The following is an 18526-nucleotide window of genomic DNA, read 5'->3' as shown; positions in this document are numbered from 1 at the left end:
TCAGCTCCTCAGCCGCTTGAGCAGCTTGCTCCAGAGGCTGTCGGCGCGCGCGGGCTCCTCGGTGCCGGGCGTCGGGGACGCCGCCGCCGCGGCCCGTCCGGCCGCCCGCAGACATCCCTGGTTGCGCAGTTCGCGGAGCGAGGCCCGCACGGTCGCCACGGGCAGATCCAGCCGTCGATGGATGAGGAAGCTGGCCGATGGCGAATGCGCCAGCAGCGCGCAGATCCGGGCGATGTCGACCTGCTGCGCGGCGGGCAGCCGGCGCAACTGGGGCCAGCCCACCAGCGCGATCACGGTCGAGGACGTCGAGGCATCGGCGTGCGCGGCGGGGTCGGGCGAGTCGGCGAAGGCGGAGAGGGCGAAACAGGTGTCGTCGTCCGCGAACCGACTGTCAGCCAGCACGGCGTGCCGTCCTGCTTGTGGCGGGCTGTCCTCCACTGCGGGAGGTCGGGATCCTGAAGTCATCAACTGCGCCTCGTCTCCTGGCGCCGGGCGCCGGGTGCCAACGGGCGGCGTGCATCGCGGGAAGCGAACGCCATTCCGTTGTAGTGTTTCGTCGATTTTGTAGTGGAACGACTACAGGAATCCAGCCAACAATGTCACGAAGGCCGGGAGTTTTTGGGTGGCGGGCCGGCGCGAGGCAACCCGCCGTCCGCTTGGGCAATGGGTCCTCGGTCAGGTGGCGCGGGACTACAGTCGCGCGATGCCTTCCCACTCGCTCATGACGGACCGCCGCGCGGGGTCGCCGCCCACACAGATGCGCACGGACCGCCTGTTGATGCGGGCCTCGACGCCCGCGCTCGCCCAGGCCGCGATCGACTATCAGGCGCGCAACGCCGAATACTTCGCGCGTTGGGATCCGACCCGACCGGCCGACCATTGGGACCTCGAGCCCACGCGGGCCCGCCTGGCGCGCGAGGAGGCCGGTTTCGAGGCTGGCACGATCTGGCGCTTCTGGTTGTCGCTGCACGAGGCACCGGATCGCGTGATCGGCCAATGCGCGCTCTCCGACGTGGTGCGCGGCGTGTTCCAGAGCGCGATGCTGGGCTACAGCCTAGACCAGGCCTGCGTCGGCGCCGGCCTGATGCAGGAGGCGCTGAGGCGTCTGCTCGACGAGGCCTTCGGACCGGCGGTGTCGCTGCATCGGGTGCAAGCGTCGGTGAGGCCGGAGAACGCGCGCAGCCGCCGCGTGCTGGAACGCCTGGGTTTCCGGCGCGAGGGCTTCAGCCCGCGCTACCTGTTCATCGACGGGGCGTGGCGCGACCATGAGACCTTCGCGTTGATCCATCCCGGTTGGGGCGAGCGGGAGGCGCCGGCGCATTGAGCAGGACGGGGGCGTGAAGCGGCGTTTCCGCCGGTTGCCCGATCGATGGCCTTGCGCGTCGAGGCAAGCGGCGGTGCCAGGTCTTGCCGGCCGTGAGCGGCATCGCCTCGCGCTGTCGACCTCGGCCTTCGCATGAGCTTGCGCGCGGACCTTCGTTGGCCGGGCACGCCGGCCGCCGCAGGCTATGGGTTTGTCCCATCCGGTCCGTCCCCGAAAGCCGCCATGCCTCTGCCCTCGTCCTTCCGTGCCTCGATCCCGCTGAATGTCATCGCGCTGGCCGCGGCCGCCAGTCTGGCGCCGTCCGCCCAAGCGCAGGCGACCACCGCTTCGCCCGCCGTCGGCTCGGCCTCCGACCAGCTCCAGCAGGTGGTCGTCACCGGCACGCGTCGCGTGAACCGGACGGTCGCGGAATCGGAATCTCCGGTCGATGTGCTCAGCGCCGCCGACCTTCAGCGCACCGGCACCACCGAGCTCGCCACGGCGCTGGGGCAGCTGCTGCCCTCGTTGAATTTCCCGCGCCCTTCGCTGACCGACGCCTCCGACGCGGTGCGGCCCGCGCAACTGCGCGGGCTCTCGCCCGACCAGACGCTGGTGCTGATCGACGGCAAGCGCCGCCACACCACCGCGGTGGTCAACATCAATGGCACGCAGGGCCGCGGCTCCGCGCCGGTGGACCTGAACACCATCCCGCTGGCCGCGATCGAGCGGATCGAGGTGCTGCGCGACGGCGCCGCCGCGCAGTACGGGTCGGACGCGATCGCCGGCGTCATCAACATCGTCCTGAAGAAGGGCGCGCGCGGCGGCAGCGTCAACGCTGAACTCGGCCAGACCGACGCCGGCGACGGCTTCCGGCATACCGAGGCCGCCAGCGCCGGGTTCGCCCTGGGGCAGGACGGATGGATCCGTTTCGCACTCGAGAACCGCCATCAGCAGCGCACCAACCGCGCCGGCGTCGACACCCGCGAGGCGGCGACCGAGCCGCGTTTCGGACAGGTCAACAACCGGCTCGGCGACCCGGACAGCCACCAGCAGGCCGCCGTGCTGAATGCCGAGCTGCCCCGGGCCGGCGCGCTGCAGGCCTATGCCGTGGCTACGCTCAGCCATCGCGATACGGTGTCCGCCGCCTTCTGGCGCACCCGCGCCACCGCCGTGGCCAACAACGTCGCCGGCCTGTATCCCGAGGGCTTCCTCCCGTTGCAGCGCAGTACCAGCGTCGACATCGGCCTGGTCGCCGGCGTGCGTGGCGAACTCGCCGGCTGGTCGTGGGACGCGAGCCTCAACCATGGCCGCAACCGCTTCGACATCGACGTGGCCAACACCGCGAACTACTCGCTGGGCAATGCCAGCCCGACGCGCTTCGACGCAGGCCGGCTGAGCAACCAGCAGACGGTGCTCAACCTGGACCTGTCGCGCGAGCTCGAGTTGGGCCTGGCCGCGCCGTGGACGCTGGCCGTCGGCGCGGAGGCCCGCCGCGAGCGCTACGAGATCGACGCCGGCGAGCCTGCCTCGTACCAGAACGGCGGTGCGTCAGGTTTTCCCGGCTTCCAGCCAGGCAACGCCGGCGCGCATGGGCGCCACGACGTCGCGGCCTATGCGAGCCTGGAAGGCCGCGTGACGCAGGCCTTCAGCGCCTCGGCCGCGCTTCGGACCGAGCATTACAACGACTTCGGCAACGCGACTTCGGCGAAGCTGTCGGGCCGCTATGCATGGTCGCCGGCGGTGGCGCTGCGCGGCACGGTGTCGACCGGCTTCCGGGCACCGTCGCTGGCGCAGCAGTTCTTCGCCACCACCTCGACCAACCTGATCAATGGCGCGCTGGTGGAAGCGGGCACCTTCCCGGTCGAGTCCGCCGCGGCAGCTGCCCTGGGCGCGAAACCGCTGAAGGCGGAGAAGTCCCGCAACCTCAGCCTGGGCCTGCTGCTGCAGCCGCTGGGCCAGTGGCAGACCACGGTGGACATCTACCAGATCGACATCGACGACCGCATCCTGCTGTCGGCCAACCTCTCGCTGCCGACCGCGCTGCGGGAGCAGCTCGCCGCGCAGGGCGTGCTGGTGAGCGCCGGGCGCTATTTCACCAACGCGCTGGACACGCGCACCCGCGGCGTCGATGTCGTGAGCACCTGGCAGCAGGACTGGGGCCGCGCGGGCCGCGGCCAGTACACGCTGGCCTACAACCACAACAAGAACTCGGTGCGCCATGTCGACGACAACCCGGCGCTGCTGAGCGCCAACAACCTGACGTTGATCGATCGGGTGACGCTGGCACGGGCCACTGTGGGCTCGCCCAAGGACAAGCTGGTCGCGAGCGCGGAACACCGCCGGGGGCCGTGGAGTGGTCGCCTGGCTGCGAGCCGCTACGGCAGCTTCGTCATCCGCCAGTCCAACGCCGCGAACGACCAGACCTTCGGCGCGGCCTGGCTGCTGGACGTATCGGCGGGATGGGAGCAGGGCGCCTGGCACGTCAGCGCCGGCGTCGACAACCTGACCGATCGCTATCCGGACCGGGTCATCGCCGCCAATGCCATCGGCGGGATCCTGGCCTACAACCAGTTCTCGCCTTTCGGTTTCAACGGGCGGCAGTACTACGCGAAGGTAGGTTATCGGTGGTGATCCGCAGGGCGCGGCATGGGCCGGCGAGCGCCGGCCGCGCTGGCCTCAGACCAGCCCCTGCTTGCTCGCCAGCACGGCGGCTTCGGCGCGGCTGGAGACGTTGAGCTTCTTGTAGATGGACTTGATGTGGTCGTTGACGGTGAACCACTTGATGCCCATCAGGTTCGCGATCTCCTTGATCGTGAAGCCCTTGCTGAGGTAGGTCAGCACCTCGTTCTCGCGCGGGGTCAGGCGTTCCCATTCGGGCACTGGATCCAGCGTCACGCCGCGCCCGCTGGGCGTGGCGGTCGAGGTCAGGCTGCCGAAGCCGGAGTTCAGCCCCATCGGTCCCGAGTCGCCGGTGGACCCCGGCCGGAAGTGCGACAGCAGCCGCCGCGCGATCGCCGGCGACAGCGGCGGCTGGCCGCGCACGATGCGCTGCAGTTCCTCGACCAGCACCTCGAAGCGGTCTTCCTTCAGCAGGTAGCCGTCCGCGCCGCGTTGCAGGGCAGGGAAGAGGTGGTCGTCGTCCGAGTAGAGCGTCGTGACGATCTTGACCGCCGGCTTGCCGGACAACTCGCCCAGGAACTCCATGCCGTTGCCGTCCGGCAGTTCCAGGTCGATCAGGATCAGCTTGTAGCCGTTGCCGGCGCTGCCTTCGCTCTCGACCTTGGCGAGTTGCCGGCGGGCGCCTTCCAGGTCGCCGGCCTCGGTGATCTCCATGCCATCGCTGAAGCTTTCACGCACCACGCGGCACAGGAAGCTGCGGGCGACGGGGTTGTCTTCGACGATGAGAACTTTGACGGCCATGGTGTGGGGAGCAAAAGCTGCCCGCATCCTAGCAGCGGCCCCCCGGCTTGCATGCCCCGTGAAACAGGGTGTCGACCGGCGGTCAGCCGTTGACGACGACCAGCTTGCCCACCACCTGCCGCGAGGCCATGCGCTCGAAGGCCTTGGGCAGCTCCGTCATCGGCAGCACCTGGTCGATCACCGGCCGGACCTTGCCGGCGGCATACCACTGCGCCAGCGTCGCCATCATCGCGGCGTTGCGCTTGGGTTCGCGCTTGGCGAATTCTCCCCAGAACACGCCGACCAGCGACGCGCCCTTGAGGAGGGCCAGGTTCAGCGGCAGCGCCGGGATGGCGCCCTGGGCAAAGCCGACCACCAGGTAGCGACCGCGCCAGGCGATCGAACGGAAGGCCGCCTCGGCCAGGTCACCGCCGACCGGGTCGTAGATGACGTCCGGGCCGCAGCCCTCGGTGTGCGCCTTGATCTCGTCACGCAGCGAGCCCTGGGCGTAGTTGATGGTGGCATCGGCGCCGATCTCCCGGCAACGCGCGCATTTCTCGTCGGACGAGGCGGCCGCGATCACCCGCGCCCCGGCCGCCTTGGCGATCTGGATCGCCGCCGTGCCGACGCCGCCGGCCGCGCCCAGGATCAGCACCGTCTCGCCCGGCTGCAGCGCCGCGCGGTCGATCAGCGCATGGTGGCTGGTCGCATAGGTGCAGATGAAGGCGGCCGCGTCCTCGAAAGGGAAACCCAGCGGCAACGGCATGGCCAGCGCGGCAGGGACCAGGGCCTCGGTGCCGAAGCCGCCGGTGCCGGTGAACGCCGCCACCGCGTCGCCCGGCTTGAAGCCGCTCACGCCGTCGCCGACTGCCTCGACGATGCCGGCGAACTCGGTGCCCGGCACGAAGGGCAGCGGCGGCTTCATCTGATATTTGTTCTGGATGATCAGCAGGTCGGGGAAGTTCAGGCTCGCCGCCTTGATCGCCACCTTCAGCTGGCCCGGCCCGGGCGTGGGAGACGGCAGGTCCTTCCATTGCAGCGCCTCGACGCCGACGGGGTTCTCGCACAGCCAAGCCTTCATCTCTCGTCTCCTTGTCCAGGCCTCCGGCGGAGGGTCGGGGCGCATGATAGGCAGCGCGCCGCGCGGCCCGCGTCGCGGGGGTGACGGCCTGCCTACAATGCCGCCCCATGCGCATCCTCATCGCCAACGACGACGGCTACCTCGCCCCCGGTATCGCCGCCCTGGTCCGCGCGTGCGAAGGGCTCGGCACGGTGGAAGTCATCGCCCCCGAGCAGAACGCCAGCGGCACGTCCAACTCGCTCACGCTGCATCGGCCGCTGTCGGTCTACACGGCGTCCAACGGCTATCGCTATGTCAACGGCACGCCGTCCGACTGCGTCCACCTGGCGCTGACCGGCCTGCTCGACTACAAGCCCGACCTGGTGCTCTCGGGCATCAACAACGGCGCCAACATGGGCGACGACACGCTGTATTCCGGCACCGTCGCCGCGGCCACCGAAGGCTACCTGTTCGGCGTGCCGTCGATCGCCTTCTCGCAGGTCGAGAAAGGCTGGGGTCACCTCGACGCCGCTGCGGCGGTGGCGCGGGCGCTGGTGCAGGACGTGATCGCCGGCGGACTGGACCGGCCCTTCCTGCTGAGCGTGAACATCCCCAACCGCGCCGATGCCGCCGCGCTGCCGCGCCGCATCACGCGCCTGGGCCGTCGCCACGCCAGCGAGGCCACGATCCAGCAGCGCAGTCCGCGCGGCGAGATGATCTACTGGATCGGACCGGCCGGCGCCGAGCGCGAGGCCGGCGAGGGCACCGACTTCCACGCCACCGGCAATGGCGCCGTCTCGATCACGCCCCTGCAGGTCGACCTCACCGAGCACGCGACGCTGGACGATTGGCGCCAGCGGCTGCAGACCGCCGGCCGTCCATGACCTCGCTGCCGCCCCGGCCCAAGCGCTTCCCGCTGTCGCTGGACAAGCTCGCTCCGGCGCGCCCGGGCACGCCGTCCGCGGCCGCGGCCGCCGAGGCCCGCGAGCCGCTCAAGCCGCAGGGTCACTGGCAGCAGGCCGCCGCCATCAAGGCGCGACAGACGACGCCGATCGGCCTGGGGCTGGATTCCGCCGGCGTGCGCCAGCGCATGGTCGACCGCCTGCGCCGCGAGGGACTGGTCGACGAGCGGGTGCTGCAGGCACTGGCGACGGTGCACCGGCATGCCTTCGTCGATTCCGCGCTGGCGACGCAGGCCTATGAAGACACCAGCCTGCCGATCGGACACGGCCAGACCATCTCCAAGCCGTCGGTCGTGGGCCGGATGATGGCGCTGATGCTCGATGCGCCGGGCGCCCGCCAGCGCGGCCACCTCGGCAAGGTGCTGGAGATCGGCACCGGCTGCGGCTACCAGGCGGCGCTGCTGATGCAATTGTCGAAACAGGTCGTGTCGATCGAACGGGTGCGTCCGCTGCACGACAAGGCCCGCGCCAACCTGGTCGGCCACCATCAGGTCCGGCTGGTCTACGGCGACGGCATGCTGGGTCATCCGCCGTCCGCCCCCTACGACAGCATCATCTCGGCCGCCGGCGGCGACGACATCCCCCAGGCCTGGCTGGACCAGCTCGCGCCGGGCGGCCGGCTGGTCGCGCCCATGACCGCGCCCAGCGGCCGCGGACAGGTGCTGGTGCTCATCGACCATGTCCGCGATGCGGCGGGCTCGCGCTTCGTGCGCAGCCTGCACGAAGCGGTCCTGTTCGTGCCCCTAAAATCAGGGGTCCTCTAGCGCGGCAGCCTCACGGCTTCCGCGCTTGGGCTTTCGCAACGACAAACACGCGCGCATGCAACATCTCTTCCGTTCTCCGCTGCTTTGGGTCTCCGTGGTGGTGCTGGCGCTCACGGGCTGCCAGAACACACCGCATCGCGCGCCGGTGGAGGACCGCGCCGTCGGCAAGGGCGCCTCCGCGCAATCCTCGATCCCGGGCACCGCCGTGACGCCCGCGCCCGAATCGAAACCGCTGCCCGGCGCCGAGAACGCCGGCAAGCCCGGTTACTACACCGTCAAGCCGGGCGACACGCTGATCCGCATCGCCATGGACAACGGCCAGGGCTGGAAGGACGTGGCGCGCTGGAACGGCATGGACAACCCCAACCTGATCGAAGTGGGTCAGGTCTTGCGCGTGGCGCCCCCGGGCGTGGACCCGACGGCGGTGACGACCAAGCCGCTGGCGAGCTCGAAGGTGGAGACCCGCCCGCTGGATGGCAAGTCCCCGGCTCCGGCGACGGGCAGCGCGTCCGCCGCTTCGGCGCCCGCGACCGCCGCCGCGACGCCCGCGCCCGCCACCCGCGACGACGACGACATCAGCTGGGGCTGGCCCGCTTCCGGCCCGGTGGCCGCGGGCTTCGACGAGGTCCGCAACAAGGGCCTGGCGTTCTCCGGCAAGCCCGGCGACCCGGTGTTCGCCGCCGCCGATGGCCGCGTGATGTACGCGGGCGCGGGGTTGCGCGGATACGGCAACATGATCATCATCAAGCACAGCACGAACTATCTGACGGCCTACGCGCATAACCAGACGCTGCTGGTGAAGGAAGACCAGGTGGTGCGCAAGGGCCAGAAGATCGCCGAGATGGGCAGCAGCGACGCGGATTCGGTGAAGCTGCACTTCGAGGTGCGCAAGCAGGGCAAGCCGATCGATCCTTCGAAGCTGTTGCCCGCGCGCTGAGGGCGCTCAAGGAGGCGCCGCAACATGACCTTGCAACGCGCCTCTTCGTCAGATGGGCTTTCGCCCGACGGCCTGGACCGCCCCGGTCATCCAGGCCGTTTCAGATTGCCGCCTGAACTGGCGGCCGAGGCCGGCGACCCGGCCGAGGACCACGAGTCCGCCGCGCCGGGCGAGGTCGGCACGCCGGACAGCCCCGAGGTCGTGGCCGACGAGGACGATGAGGTCCGCGCGCTGCGCAGCGTCGAGTCCGAGGACGGCAAGAGCAAGTCCAGGAACGGCAAGGGCGACCTGGGTCCCGCCGACGGCGACGCGACCAACGCCCTGCAGGCTTATCTGCGCGACATCCGGCGCACCCCGCTCCTGACGCCCCAGGAGGAGTACGACACCGCCGTGAAGGCGCGCGCCGGCGACTTCGAGGCGCGCCAGGCGATGATCGAGCACAACCTGCGGCTCGTCGTCAGCATCGCCAAGAACTACCTGGGCCGCGGCCTGCCGATGAGCGATCTCATCGAGGAAGGCAATCTCGGCCTGATGCACGCGATCGGCAAGTTCGAGCCCGAACGCGGCTTCCGTTTCTCGACCTACGCCAGTTGGTGGATCCGCCAGGCAGTGGAGCGCGCGCTGATGCATCAGGCGCGGCTGGTACGACTGCCGGTGCACATCGTGCGCGAGCTCAACCAGGTACTGAAGGCGCGCCGCGCGCTGGAAGCGGTCGCGGCGCAGCGGGGCGGCGAAGGCGCGGTGCGCGCCGAGGATGTCGCGCAGGCGCTCGGTCGCCCGGTCGACGAGATCGCCGAGTTGCTCGCCTACGCGGAACTGCCCAGCTCGCTCGATTCGCCGGTGGACCGCAACGGCGACGGCGGCGAATCGATGCTGGACCTGGTCGCCGACGAGCAGGCGGTCGACCCGGCCGGCCACCGGCTCAGCCATGAGCTCGAGGACCTGCTCAAGAGCGGGCTGGCTTCCCTGAGCGACCGCGAGCGCGAGGTGCTCGCCGGCCGCTATGGCCTGGCCGACCGCGAACCCGAGACGCTGGACATCCTCGCCGTGCGGCTGGGCCTGACGCGCGAGCGCATCCGGCAGATCCAGATCGAGGCGCTGGCCAAGCTCAAGCGCAACATGATGCGGCAGGGCATCAGCCGCGATTCGATCTTCTGAGCCGCTGCGATCTCCGCGGCGCCCGCGCCGGACGGCGCTGGGATAATGCGCGCCCATGACTGATGTATCGGAATGGCTGAAGGTCGAGTCGCTGGACCTTGAAGCGCAGGGCGTCGCCCACAACAGCGAAGGCAAGGTCGTGTTCATCGAGGGCGCCTTGCCTGGCGAAGAAGTCCAGGTCGCCGTCGGCCGCAAGAAGAACAACTGGGAGCAGGCCGCGCTGGTCGCGATGCGCCGCGAGAGCGCGCAGCGCGTGCGACCGGTCTGCCCGCATTTCGGGCTGCACGCCGGCGCCTGCGGCGGCTGCAAGATGCAGCATCTGCATCCCGGCGCCCAGGTGGCGGTCAAGCAGCGGGTGCTCGAGGACAACCTGTGGCACCTCGGCAAGGTCAAGGCCGAGGCGCTGCTGCGTCCGATCGAGGGACCGGCCACCGGCTACCGCTATCGCGCGCGCCTGTCGGTGCGCTACGTGCCGAAGAAGGGCCATGTGCTGGTCGGCTTCCATGAGCGCAAGAGCCGCTACATCGCCGACATGCAGGTCTGCAAGGTGCTGCCCGAGCAGGTCAGCGCGATGCTGCTGCCGCTGCGCGAGTTGATCGGCGCGATGGACGGCCGCGACCGCCTGCCGCAGATCGAGCTGGCCATCGGCGACAACGGCGGCACGCAGGTGATCGCGCTGGTGCTGCGCCACCTGGAGCCGCTGAGCGCGCGCGACGTCGCCAGGCTGCGCGCCTTCGCCGCGGAACACGGCGTGCAATGGTGGCTGCAGCCCAAGGGGCCGGAGACGGTCCACCTGCTCGATGCGGACGGACCGGAGCTGGCCTACACGCTGCCGGAGTTCGGTGTCGTGATGCCGTTCAAGCCGACCGACTTCACGCAGGTCAACCACCACATCAACACGGTGCTGGTCGGCCGTGCGCTGCGCCTGCTGGGCGTGCGACCCGGCGAACGGGTCATCGACTGGTTCTGCGGCCTGGGCAACTTCACGCTGCCGCTCGCGACGCAGGCGCGCGAGGTCCTGGGCATCGAGGGCAGCGAGGCACTGGTCCAGCGATCGCGGGAGAACGCCAGGCGTAATCAGCTCGACCACAAGGCCAGCTTCGTCGCGCGCAACCTGTTCGAGATGACGCCGTCGCTGCTGGCCGCCGATGGCGCTGCCGATCGCTGGCTGATCGATCCGCCGCGTGAGGGGGCCTTCGCGCTGGTCAAGGCGCTGGCCGACCTGGTCAACAACCCGTCGCTGGCGCCCGGCTGGACGCCGCCCGAGCGCATCGTCTATGTGTCCTGCGCGCCGGCCACGCTGGCGCGTGACGCGGGACTGCTGGCCCATGTCGCCGGCTATCGCTGCGTGCAGGCCGGCGCGGTGAACATGTTCCCGCACACGGCGCATGTGGAATCGATCGCGGTCTTCGAGCGCGATCCGCAGGCGCAGGCACGCATCGCGGCGCAGGGCGATGCGCCGGAGGCGGCCGACGCCTCGCCGTCCCCGAGCGCAGGCTTCATCGCTTGATGAGGCTGGCGCTCGCGGAGCGGGCGCGGGACGCGTCATCCGCCGAAGTCGCGCTCGTAGAATCAGCGGCTTCGGCTTCTCGCCTCGGCAGGTCCTTCAGATGTCCGGCAGCACTTTCGGCAGCTTGTTTCGCGTCACCAACTTCGGCGAGAGCCACGGCCCGGCCATCGGCTGCGTGATCGACGGCTGCCCGCCCGGGCTGGCGCTGTCGACCCAGGACATCCAGCCGGAGCTGGACCGCCGCCGTCCCGGCACCTCCCGCCACGTCACGCAGCGCCAGGAGCCCGACCAGGTCGAGATCCTGTCCGGCGTCTACGAGGGACTGACCACCGGCACGCCGATCTGCCTGCTGATCCGCAATGTGGACCAGCGCAGCAAGGACTACGGGAACATCCTCGACACCTTCCGTCCCGGTCATGCCGATTACACCTACTGGCGCAAGTACGGCCTGCGCGATCCGCGGGGGGGCGGCCGCTCGTCGGCCCGGCTGACCGCGCCGATGGTGGCCGCGGGCGCGGTCGCGCGCAAATGGCTGAAGCAGGAACTGGGGGTCCAGTTCCGCGGCTGCATGACGGCGCTCGGTGAGATCGACCTGGCCTTCGAGGGCTGGGAGCATGTCGGCCAGAACCCGTTCTTCGCCGCCAACGTGTCGCAGATCCAGGCACTCGAGGACTACATGGACGCGCTGCGCAAGGACGGCGACTCGGTCGGCGCGAAGCTGATGGTCGAGGCCACCGGCATGCCGGCGGGCCTGGGCCAGCCGCTGTTCGACAAGCTCGATGCGGACATCGCCTACGCGATGATGGGCATCAACGCGGTCAAGGGCGTCGAGATCGGCGCCGGCTTCGACAGCGTGCGCCAGCGCGGCAGCCAGCATGGCGACGAGCTGACGCCGGCCGGCTTCGCCAGCAACAACGCCGGCGGCGTGCTGGGCGGCATCTCGAGCGGGCAGGACCTGCGGGTGTCGATCGCGATCAAGCCGACCAGTTCCATCCGCACGCCCAAGGCGTCGATCAATCGCGCCGGCGAGCCGACGACGGTCGAGACCTTCGGTCGCCACGATCCCTGCGTCGGCATCCGCGCGACGCCGATCGCCGAGGCGATGCTGGCGCTGGTCGTCATCGACCATGTGCTGATGGACCGGGCGCAGTGCGCCGACGTCGAATTGCCCATCCCCGCGATCGCCGCGCATCGCCCCGACGCGGGCTGAATCCGGGACTGCGTCCGCACGACGGCGCGGTCCGCCCGATCCCTAGAGCCTCATGGCCCGATCCCCCGTTCCGTCGGTCCTCCCGTCGACGCCGGACGGCGCCCGCGTGCTGCGCGCGAGCGCGCTGCTCGGCTGCGCCTATTACGGCAGCATCGGCCTGTTCAACCCGTTCGCGCCGCTCTGGTACAAGTCGCTCGGCCTGCCGGTGGTGGCGATCGGGCTGCTGGTGTCGATGCAGAGCTGGACCCGGCTGTTCGCGCCCTACCTGTGGGGCTTGGTGGCCGACCGCAGCGGCCGTCGGGTCGAGCTGATCCGGGCCGCGGCGCTCGCCTGCTGGATCAGCGCCTGCGGCCTGCTGCTGGTGTCGTCGGGCGGAGGCGGTGCGTCGGTGCTCGGGCTGACGCTGGTCGTGTTCCTGATGTACTTCTTCAACGCCTGCGTGACGCCGCTCAACGAGGCGCTGATCGCGCATGAGCTGGCCGCCAGCGGCGGCATGGATCCGAAGCGCTACGGCCGCGTGCGGCTGTGGGGCTCGGTCGGCTTCCTGGTCACCGTGGTTGGCGGCGGCTGGTGGTTCGACGCGGCGGGCATGTCGGTATTCCCATGGACCATCGTCACGGGACTGACGACCCTGGTGATCGCCGCCTGGCGGCTGCCGCGGCGGGCCGCGGTCCAGCATGACGTGGCGGAGCGGGCCTCCATCGCCGAGACGCTGCGCCGGCCCGAGGTCGGCTGGTTCTTCCTCGGCATGTTCTTCACCGTGCTGGCGCACACCGCCATCTACGCGTTCTACAGCCTCTACCTGGACCGGCTCGGCTACGGAAAAGGGCAGGTGGGCGCGTTGTGGGCGGTGTCGGTCGCGGCGGAGATCGCCTGGTTCGCCTTCCAGGGCCGCTGGGTCCGGCATCACCACCTGCATCACTGGCTCATCGCCGCGGCCCTGCTGGCGGCGGTGCGCCTGGCCGGTACGGCCGGGCTGGGTGCGAGCCTTGGGGCGATGGTCCTGCTCCAGTGCTGCCATGCGGTCACCTTTGCCGCTCAGCACACGGCCTGCATCGGCCTGATCGGGCGCTACTTCCCCGGCCGCCTCCAGGGCCGCGGCCAGGCGCTGTACGCGGTGCTGGGCTACGGCGTCTCGGGCGTGCTGGGCAGCCTGGGCGGCGCCTGGCTCGCCGAAAGTCATGGCTATGCGGCCTGCTTCTGGGCCGCGTCGATCTGCGCGCTCGTCGGCGCCGGCTGTCACTGGCGCTGCGCGAAGCGCGATCCGCTGCGCCCGGTCTGAGCGGCGCCGACCCGCCGGGCGCTATGGCGAGTCCGGTTCTGAAAGCCAAAAAGCAATCGCAGGCCATGGCCTCTTTCTGTGCTTTCGTCGCTTCGACTAGCAACTTGTCGTCAGAGGGGCCGATTTCAGTCCCTGAGATAAGCAGGCCATGACGCACAAACAGCAGTTCGTCGCGTCTGTCTCCCGCATCAATTTGGGGATTCCTACACTCCGCCGCATTCAAGGATCATCGAACCGGTGATCCCGTGTCGAAGGATGGGGGAGATCATGCGCAAGCAATGGTGGTTGGGTGGTGTGGCGGTGGCCGTCCTGGCGGGCGGCGCCGGCGTGTACGCCACGAGCGGGAGCAGCGCTCCGGCAGCGAAGAAGGACACGGCCAAGCCGGCCCTGGAGTTCCAGGCGGCCGAGGTCATCAAGCCGATGATGGCGCCGATGCCCGGCCTGATCGAGTTCTCCGGACCGCTGGTCGCGCCCAATACCGTGGTCGTCCGCGCCAAGGCCTCGGGCAGCCTGGAGCGCCTGACGGTGGGCGAGGGCAGCCGGGTCAAGGCCGGCCAGTCGCTGGGCCAACTGGACCTGGAGGAACTGCGCCACAAGGTCGCCGAGCGCAACGCCAGCGTCGAGTCGGCCCGCGCCATGTACGAGCAGTCCGAGCGCCAGTACAAGGCCAACCAGGGGCTGGCCTCGCAGAACTTCATCGCGCCGACGGCGCTGGACAACTCCCGGGCGCAGCTCGAGTCGGCGCGCGGCCAGATGCTGTCCGCCCAGGCGCAGCTCGGCACCAGCGAAGTGCTGCTGCGCCAGGCGGCGCTGATCTCGCCGATCGACGGCATCGTCGCCAAGCGTCACACGCTGCCCGGCGAGAAGGTCGCCGCGGAGCAGCAGGTGCTGACCATCGTCGACCTGTCCAAGCTGGAACTCGCCGGCCTGGTCGGCACCCACGAGGTGGCCAAGCTCTCGCCCGGCATGACGGTGCAGGTGAAGGTGGAGGGCAGCGACGAGCCGGTGACCGCGCGCATCGCCCGCATCGCCCCGGCCGCCGAACCGGGCACCCGCTCGATCGGCGTGACGCTGACGCTGGACAACGCCGGTGAACGCTTCCGCGCCGGCCAGTACGCCGTCGCCCGCGTCGAACTGCCCGACGACAAGCCGCGCCTGACGGTGCCGTCCACCGCCATTGGCGCGGTGTCCGGCCAGGAACACGTCTGGCTGATCGAGAAGGGCATGCTGGTGCGCCGCATCGTGACCACCGGCCGCCGCGATGCGCGCGAAGGTCGGGTGGAGATCCTGGCCGGCGTGACGCCGCAGTCGCAGGTGCTGGGCGCGCGCTTCGACAACCTCAAGGAAGGCGAGCGCGCCGAGATCCGCGCGCCCAAGGCCAGCATGGCCAGCATCGCCGCGAGCGGCGCCACCACCCAGTAATCGCCGCCCGGGCTGCGGCGCCGCCGTGGCGCTCCGGGCCCGAATGGCCTGACGGCCAGACGGCCGACCCCTGGCGCCGGGCGCCTTCGCCCGGCCCGGCCGGCCTCGACCGAACCGAACCCTCGAAGGGAGCTTCCCATGTGGATGACCCGTGTCTCGATCCGCAACCCCGTCTTCGCCACCATGGTCATGGTCGCGTTGTGCGTGCTGGGGCTGGTCGCCTATTCCAAGCTGGGCGTCGAGCAGTCGCCCGACATCACCTTTCCCGGTGCCCAGATCGACATCCAGTACCCGGGCGCCTCGCCAGAGGCGGTCGAACGCGAGGTGGCCAAGCCGCTCGAGGAGGCGCTCAACACCATCGCCGGCGTGGAGCGGGTGCAGTCGCGCAGCTTCGAGGGCCGGATGCAGGCCTCGGTCGAGTTCTCGCTGAATGCCGACATGAACCGCGGCATGCAGGAGATCCGCGACCGCGTGGCGCAGGCCCAGGCGCAGTTCCCGCGCGATGTGAAGCCGCCGATGGTGCAGCGCTTCCAGACCGAGAACGCGCAGCCCATCATCGTGGCCGCGCTGATGAGCCCCAACCGCACCCTGCGCGAGCTGTCGATGATGGCCGACCTGACCGTCTCCAAGCGGCTGGGCCGCGTCGAGGGCGTGGCCAAGGTGGACGTGGGCGGCATGGCCGTGCGCGAGGTGCGCATCGACCTCGACCCCACCCGGCTGCGCGCCTACAACATCACCCCGGCGGAGATCTCCAAGGCGCTGAACGCGGCCAATACCGACGCCCCGGTGGGCCTGATCTCCAACCGCTACGACGACGCGATGCTGCGCGTCGAAGGCAAGGTCAAGGATCCCAAGCAGTTCGTGAACGTGGTGGTCGCGCGCCGCGGCGATCTGGCGCTGACCCTGGGCGACCTGGGCGCGCTCAGCGAGCGCGAGCGCGAGCTCGACAGCATCGCCCGCATCAACGGCCAGCCGGCGGTCACCTTCAACATCTTCAAGCAGCAGGACGCCAACATCGTCGCCACCGGCGAGGCGGTCAAGGCGGCGGTCGAGGAGATGCGCAAGACGCTGCCCAAGGACATGGAGCTGCGGCTGGTCTACGTCAACAGCGACTTCGTGAAGCATTCGCTGGACGGCCTGCGCCACACGCTGATCGAAGGGGCGCTGCTGACCATCGCCATCGTGTTCCTGTTCCTGCACAGCTGGCGCTCGACCATCATCACCGGGCTGACGCTGCCGATCTCGGTGATCTCCAGCTTCATCGCGATCTACGCCTTCGGCTTCACGCTGAACTTCATGACGATGATGGCGCTGAGCCTGTGCATCGGCCTGCTGATCGACGACGCGATCGTCGTGCGCGAGAACATCGTGCGCCACGTCGGCATGGGCAAGGACCACCACCGCGCGGCCGAGGACGGCACCAACGAGATCGGCCTGGCCGTGATGGCGACGACCTTCGCGATCTGCGCCGTGTTCGTGCCGGTGGCCTTCATGGGCGGCATCGTCGGCAAGTTCTTCTATCCGTTCGGCATCACCGTCGCGGTGGCGGTGCTGGTGTCGCTGTTCGTCAGCTTCACGCTGGACCCGATGCTGTCCTCGGTCTGGCCCGATCCGCCGAGTACCTACATCAAGAAGGTGCCGGTCATCGGCCACCTGGTCCGCGCCACCGACCGCGGCATGGACCTCCTGCACGACGTCTATGAGAAGACGCTGCGCTGGGTGTTCTCCGGCCGCCGCTACCGGATGCTGGTGCCGCCGCTGCCGGCCTTCGGTCGTCCGTTCGGGCCGGACGGCCAGCGCCTGAAGACCGCACCGCGCCGCCTGCGGCTGGCCACCATCACGCCGCGCGGCATCGTGACCGGCTCGGGCATCGGCAGCTTCGTGCTGGCCCTGCTGCTGGTGCCGGCGGTGGGCAGCGAGTTCCAGCCTCAGATCGACCAGGGCTTCACCCACCTGACGCTGCGCATGCCGGTGGCGACCAGCCTGGAGCGCGGCGAGGCCAAGGTCCGCCAGGTCGAGGAGATCCTGGCCACCTTCCCGGAGATCAAGACCGTCGCGACCGTCGTCGGCAGCAGCGGGGAGGGCATGGCCACCGGCCGCAACCAGGCCAACCTGGACATCGCGCTGGTCGACCGCAAGCTGCGCAAGCGCACCCAGATGCAGGTGGAGGACGCGATCCGCGCCGAGATCGCGCGCATCCCCGGCGTCGAGGTCAGCGTCGGCTTCAACCGCCCGGTGTGGGTGACCATCCTCGGTTCCGATCCGGAGGTGCTGACCCAGGTGGCCAAGGACTTCGCCGAGAAGGTCAAGAAGATCAAGGGCGCGGTGGACGTCGACACCACGGTCAAGCCGGGGCTGCCGGCCTACGCGGTCAAGCTCAAGGACTCGGCGGTGCGGGAGCTGGGACTCAACGCGGTGCAGGTGGCCTCGTCGCTGCGCGCCTATGTCAACGGCGACATCGCGACCTACTGGACCACGCCCGATGGCAACCAGGTCGAGGTGCTGCTGCGCCTGCCCAAGGCGCAGCGCCAGAGCATCGAGCAGATGCGCAACCTGCCGGTGGCGTTCGCGCGGGACGGCTCGCCGATCGCGCTGGAGCAGGTCGCGACCATCGAGCCGGTGTTCAACCCCGAGGTGATCCGTCGCCAGAACCTGCAGCGCCGCGAGGCGGTCTACGCCGGCGTGCAAGGCCGCCCCGGCGGCGACGTCAACGCCGACGTGCAGAAGCTGATCAAGGAGACCCAGCTGCCGCCGGGCATCAGCTTCATGGTCGACGGCGATGGCAAGCAGCAGGCGGAGGCCTTCAACGGCCTGCTGATCGCGATGGGGCTGGCGCTGATCTTCATCTACATCGTGCTGGCGAGCCAGTTCGGCAGCTTCGTGCAGCCGATCGCGATCATGGCCTCGCTGCCGCTGGCGCTGATCGGCGTGATGCTGGCGCTGCTGCTGTGGAAGACGACGCTGAACGTGTTCTCGATGATCGGCCTGGTGATGCTGATGGGCCTGGTCACGAAGAACGCGATCCTGCTGGTGGACTTCGCCAACCATGCGCGCAAGGACCAGGGCCTGTCGGTGCCGGAGGCGCTGCTGCAGGCCGGCCTGACGCGGATGCGGCCGATCATCATGACCACCGCGGCGATGGTCTTCGGCATGCTGCCGATGGCGATCGCGCTCAACGAAGGCGGCGAGATCCAGGCGCCGATGGGCCGCGCGATCATCGGCGGCGTGATCACCTCGACGATCCTGACGCTGGTGGTGGTGCCGGTGATCTATTCCTACCTGGTGAAGGGCCGCAAGACCTTCGAGGCGGCGTCGACGCCCTCCGACGCGACCCCCGATGCGACGACGCACGACCGCCCGGCACCGGCGGTCGGCCCGGGCACGCCGACGCCAGGCATCGCCGACTGAGGCCGGCCAGGCACTGGACCACACGCTGGACAGCACGCCGGGCAGGGCGCCCGTCGTTGACCGCACCGTTGACCACACGGACGCCGGATCGGCAACGATCCGGCGTTTTTC

At 69.9% G+C, this 18526-nt stretch carries 14 protein-coding genes; 11 read left to right on the top strand and 3 right to left on the bottom strand.

Annotated elements, in window-relative coordinates; all coding sequences use genetic code 11:
* Entirely contained in the window at positions 1-402 is a 402-nt protein-coding gene (locus CS062_RS08670) for a hypothetical protein (protein ID WP_099861248.1), read from the bottom strand.
* Between the two features lie 319 nt (positions 403-721).
* Here CS062_RS08670 and CS062_RS08665 point away from each other — a divergent pair, with 319 nt between their 5' ends.
* Both CS062_RS08665 and CS062_RS08660 read left to right on the top strand, forming a co-directional pair.
* Positions 722-1324: a GNAT family N-acetyltransferase gene (locus CS062_RS08665; RefSeq protein ID WP_158238714.1), complete on the top strand. Its 603-nt coding sequence runs from the start codon at positions 722-724 to the stop codon at positions 1322-1324.
* 222 nt (positions 1325-1546) lie between these two features.
* Positions 1547-3934, top strand: a complete 2388-nt coding sequence (locus CS062_RS08660) for a TonB-dependent receptor plug domain-containing protein (RefSeq protein WP_099861246.1) — start codon at positions 1547-1549, stop codon at positions 3932-3934.
* 45 nt (positions 3935-3979) lie between these two features.
* Here CS062_RS08660 and CS062_RS08655 read toward each other — a convergent pair whose 3' ends face one another.
* Positions 3980-4723 carry a LuxR C-terminal-related transcriptional regulator gene (locus CS062_RS08655; protein ID WP_099861245.1) on the bottom strand — a complete coding sequence of 248 codons (744 nt, stop codon included), beginning with the start codon at positions 4721-4723 and terminating at the stop codon, positions 3980-3982.
* An 82-nt stretch (positions 4724-4805) separates the two neighbouring features.
* Positions 4806-5783 carry an NADPH:quinone oxidoreductase family protein gene (locus CS062_RS08650; protein ID WP_099861243.1) on the bottom strand — a complete coding sequence of 326 codons (978 nt, stop codon included), beginning with the start codon at positions 5781-5783 and terminating at the stop codon, positions 4806-4808.
* 107 nt (positions 5784-5890) lie between these two features.
* Here CS062_RS08650 and surE point away from each other — a divergent pair, with 107 nt between their 5' ends.
* From surE to CS062_RS08605, 9 genes are all read left to right on the top strand, one after another.
* Positions 5891-6646 carry a 5'/3'-nucleotidase SurE gene (gene surE / locus CS062_RS08645; RefSeq protein WP_099861241.1) on the top strand — a complete coding sequence of 252 codons (756 nt, stop codon included), beginning with the start codon at positions 5891-5893 and terminating at the stop codon, positions 6644-6646.
* The gene (locus CS062_RS08640) at positions 6643-7488 is read left to right on the top strand and encodes a protein-L-isoaspartate(D-aspartate) O-methyltransferase (RefSeq protein WP_099861239.1); all 846 of its coding nucleotides are present in this window, start codon (positions 6643-6645) and stop codon (positions 7486-7488) included. Before surE ends, CS062_RS08640 begins: the two co-directional genes overlap by 4 nt.
* Before the next feature lie 55 nt (positions 7489-7543).
* Positions 7544-8425: a peptidoglycan DD-metalloendopeptidase family protein gene (locus tag CS062_RS08635; RefSeq protein ID WP_099861237.1), complete on the top strand. Its 882-nt coding sequence runs from the start codon at positions 7544-7546 to the stop codon at positions 8423-8425.
* A 24-nt stretch (positions 8426-8449) separates the two neighbouring features.
* Positions 8450-9583, top strand: a complete 1134-nt coding sequence (gene rpoS, locus CS062_RS08630; RefSeq protein ID WP_099861235.1) for an RNA polymerase sigma factor RpoS — start codon at positions 8450-8452, stop codon at positions 9581-9583.
* Between the two features lie 55 nt (positions 9584-9638).
* Positions 9639-11093 (top strand): 23S rRNA (uracil(1939)-C(5))-methyltransferase RlmD, encoded by a 1455-nt coding sequence (gene rlmD / locus CS062_RS08625; protein ID WP_099861233.1) that lies wholly within the window; start codon positions 9639-9641, stop codon positions 11091-11093.
* 100 nt (positions 11094-11193) lie between these two features.
* Positions 11194-12303, top strand: a complete 1110-nt coding sequence (aroC, locus tag CS062_RS08620) for a chorismate synthase (protein ID WP_099861231.1) — start codon at positions 11194-11196, stop codon at positions 12301-12303.
* A gap of 52 nt (positions 12304-12355) precedes the next feature.
* A complete protein-coding gene (locus CS062_RS08615) occupies positions 12356-13585 on the top strand; it encodes an MFS transporter (protein WP_099861229.1) in 1230 nt (409 codons plus the stop codon).
* 267 nt (positions 13586-13852) lie between these two features.
* Entirely contained in the window at positions 13853-15007 is a 1155-nt protein-coding gene (locus CS062_RS08610; protein ID WP_099861265.1) for an efflux RND transporter periplasmic adaptor subunit, read from the top strand.
* 138 nt (positions 15008-15145) lie between these two features.
* Complete coding sequence (locus tag CS062_RS08605; RefSeq protein WP_099861227.1) at positions 15146-18415, top strand: efflux RND transporter permease subunit; 3270 nt, start codon at positions 15146-15148, stop codon at positions 18413-18415.
* The last annotated feature ends 111 nt before the right edge of the window (positions 18416-18526 follow it).

It is taken from the genome of Roseateles chitinivorans (assembly GCF_002761755.1).
GTDB lineage: Bacteria > Pseudomonadota > Gammaproteobacteria > Burkholderiales > Burkholderiaceae_C > Roseateles > Roseateles chitinivorans.
This window is presented reverse-complemented; position numbering and strand designations above follow the sequence as displayed.

Bases quoted from the DNA above. Each gene is read 5' to 3' on its own strand.
- CS062_RS08665 (WP_158238714.1), top strand. From the start codon at position 722: ATGACGGACCGCCGCGCGGGGTCGCCGCCCACACAGATGCGCACGGAC.
- CS062_RS08660 (WP_099861246.1), top strand. From the start codon at position 1,547: ATGCCTCTGCCCTCGTCCTTCCGTGCCTCGATCCCGCTGAATGTCATC.
- CS062_RS08655 (WP_099861245.1), bottom strand. From the start codon at position 4,723: ATGGCCGTCAAAGTTCTCATCGTCGAAGACAACCCCGTCGCCCGCAGC.
- CS062_RS08650 (WP_099861243.1), bottom strand. From the start codon at position 5,783: ATGAAGGCTTGGCTGTGCGAGAACCCCGTCGGCGTCGAGGCGCTGCAA.
- surE (WP_099861241.1), top strand. From the start codon at position 5,891: ATGCGCATCCTCATCGCCAACGACGACGGCTACCTCGCCCCCGGTATC.
- CS062_RS08640 (WP_099861239.1), top strand. From the start codon at position 6,643: ATGACCTCGCTGCCGCCCCGGCCCAAGCGCTTCCCGCTGTCGCTGGAC.
- CS062_RS08635 (WP_099861237.1), top strand. From the start codon at position 7,544: ATGCAACATCTCTTCCGTTCTCCGCTGCTTTGGGTCTCCGTGGTGGTG.
- rpoS (WP_099861235.1), top strand. From the start codon at position 8,450: ATGACCTTGCAACGCGCCTCTTCGTCAGATGGGCTTTCGCCCGACGGC.
- rlmD (WP_099861233.1), top strand. From the start codon at position 9,639: ATGACTGATGTATCGGAATGGCTGAAGGTCGAGTCGCTGGACCTTGAA.
- aroC (WP_099861231.1), top strand. From the start codon at position 11,194: ATGTCCGGCAGCACTTTCGGCAGCTTGTTTCGCGTCACCAACTTCGGC.
- CS062_RS08615 (WP_099861229.1), top strand. From the start codon at position 12,356: ATGGCCCGATCCCCCGTTCCGTCGGTCCTCCCGTCGACGCCGGACGGC.
- CS062_RS08610 (WP_099861265.1), top strand. From the start codon at position 13,853: ATGCGCAAGCAATGGTGGTTGGGTGGTGTGGCGGTGGCCGTCCTGGCG.
- CS062_RS08605 (WP_099861227.1), top strand. From the start codon at position 15,146: ATGTGGATGACCCGTGTCTCGATCCGCAACCCCGTCTTCGCCACCATG.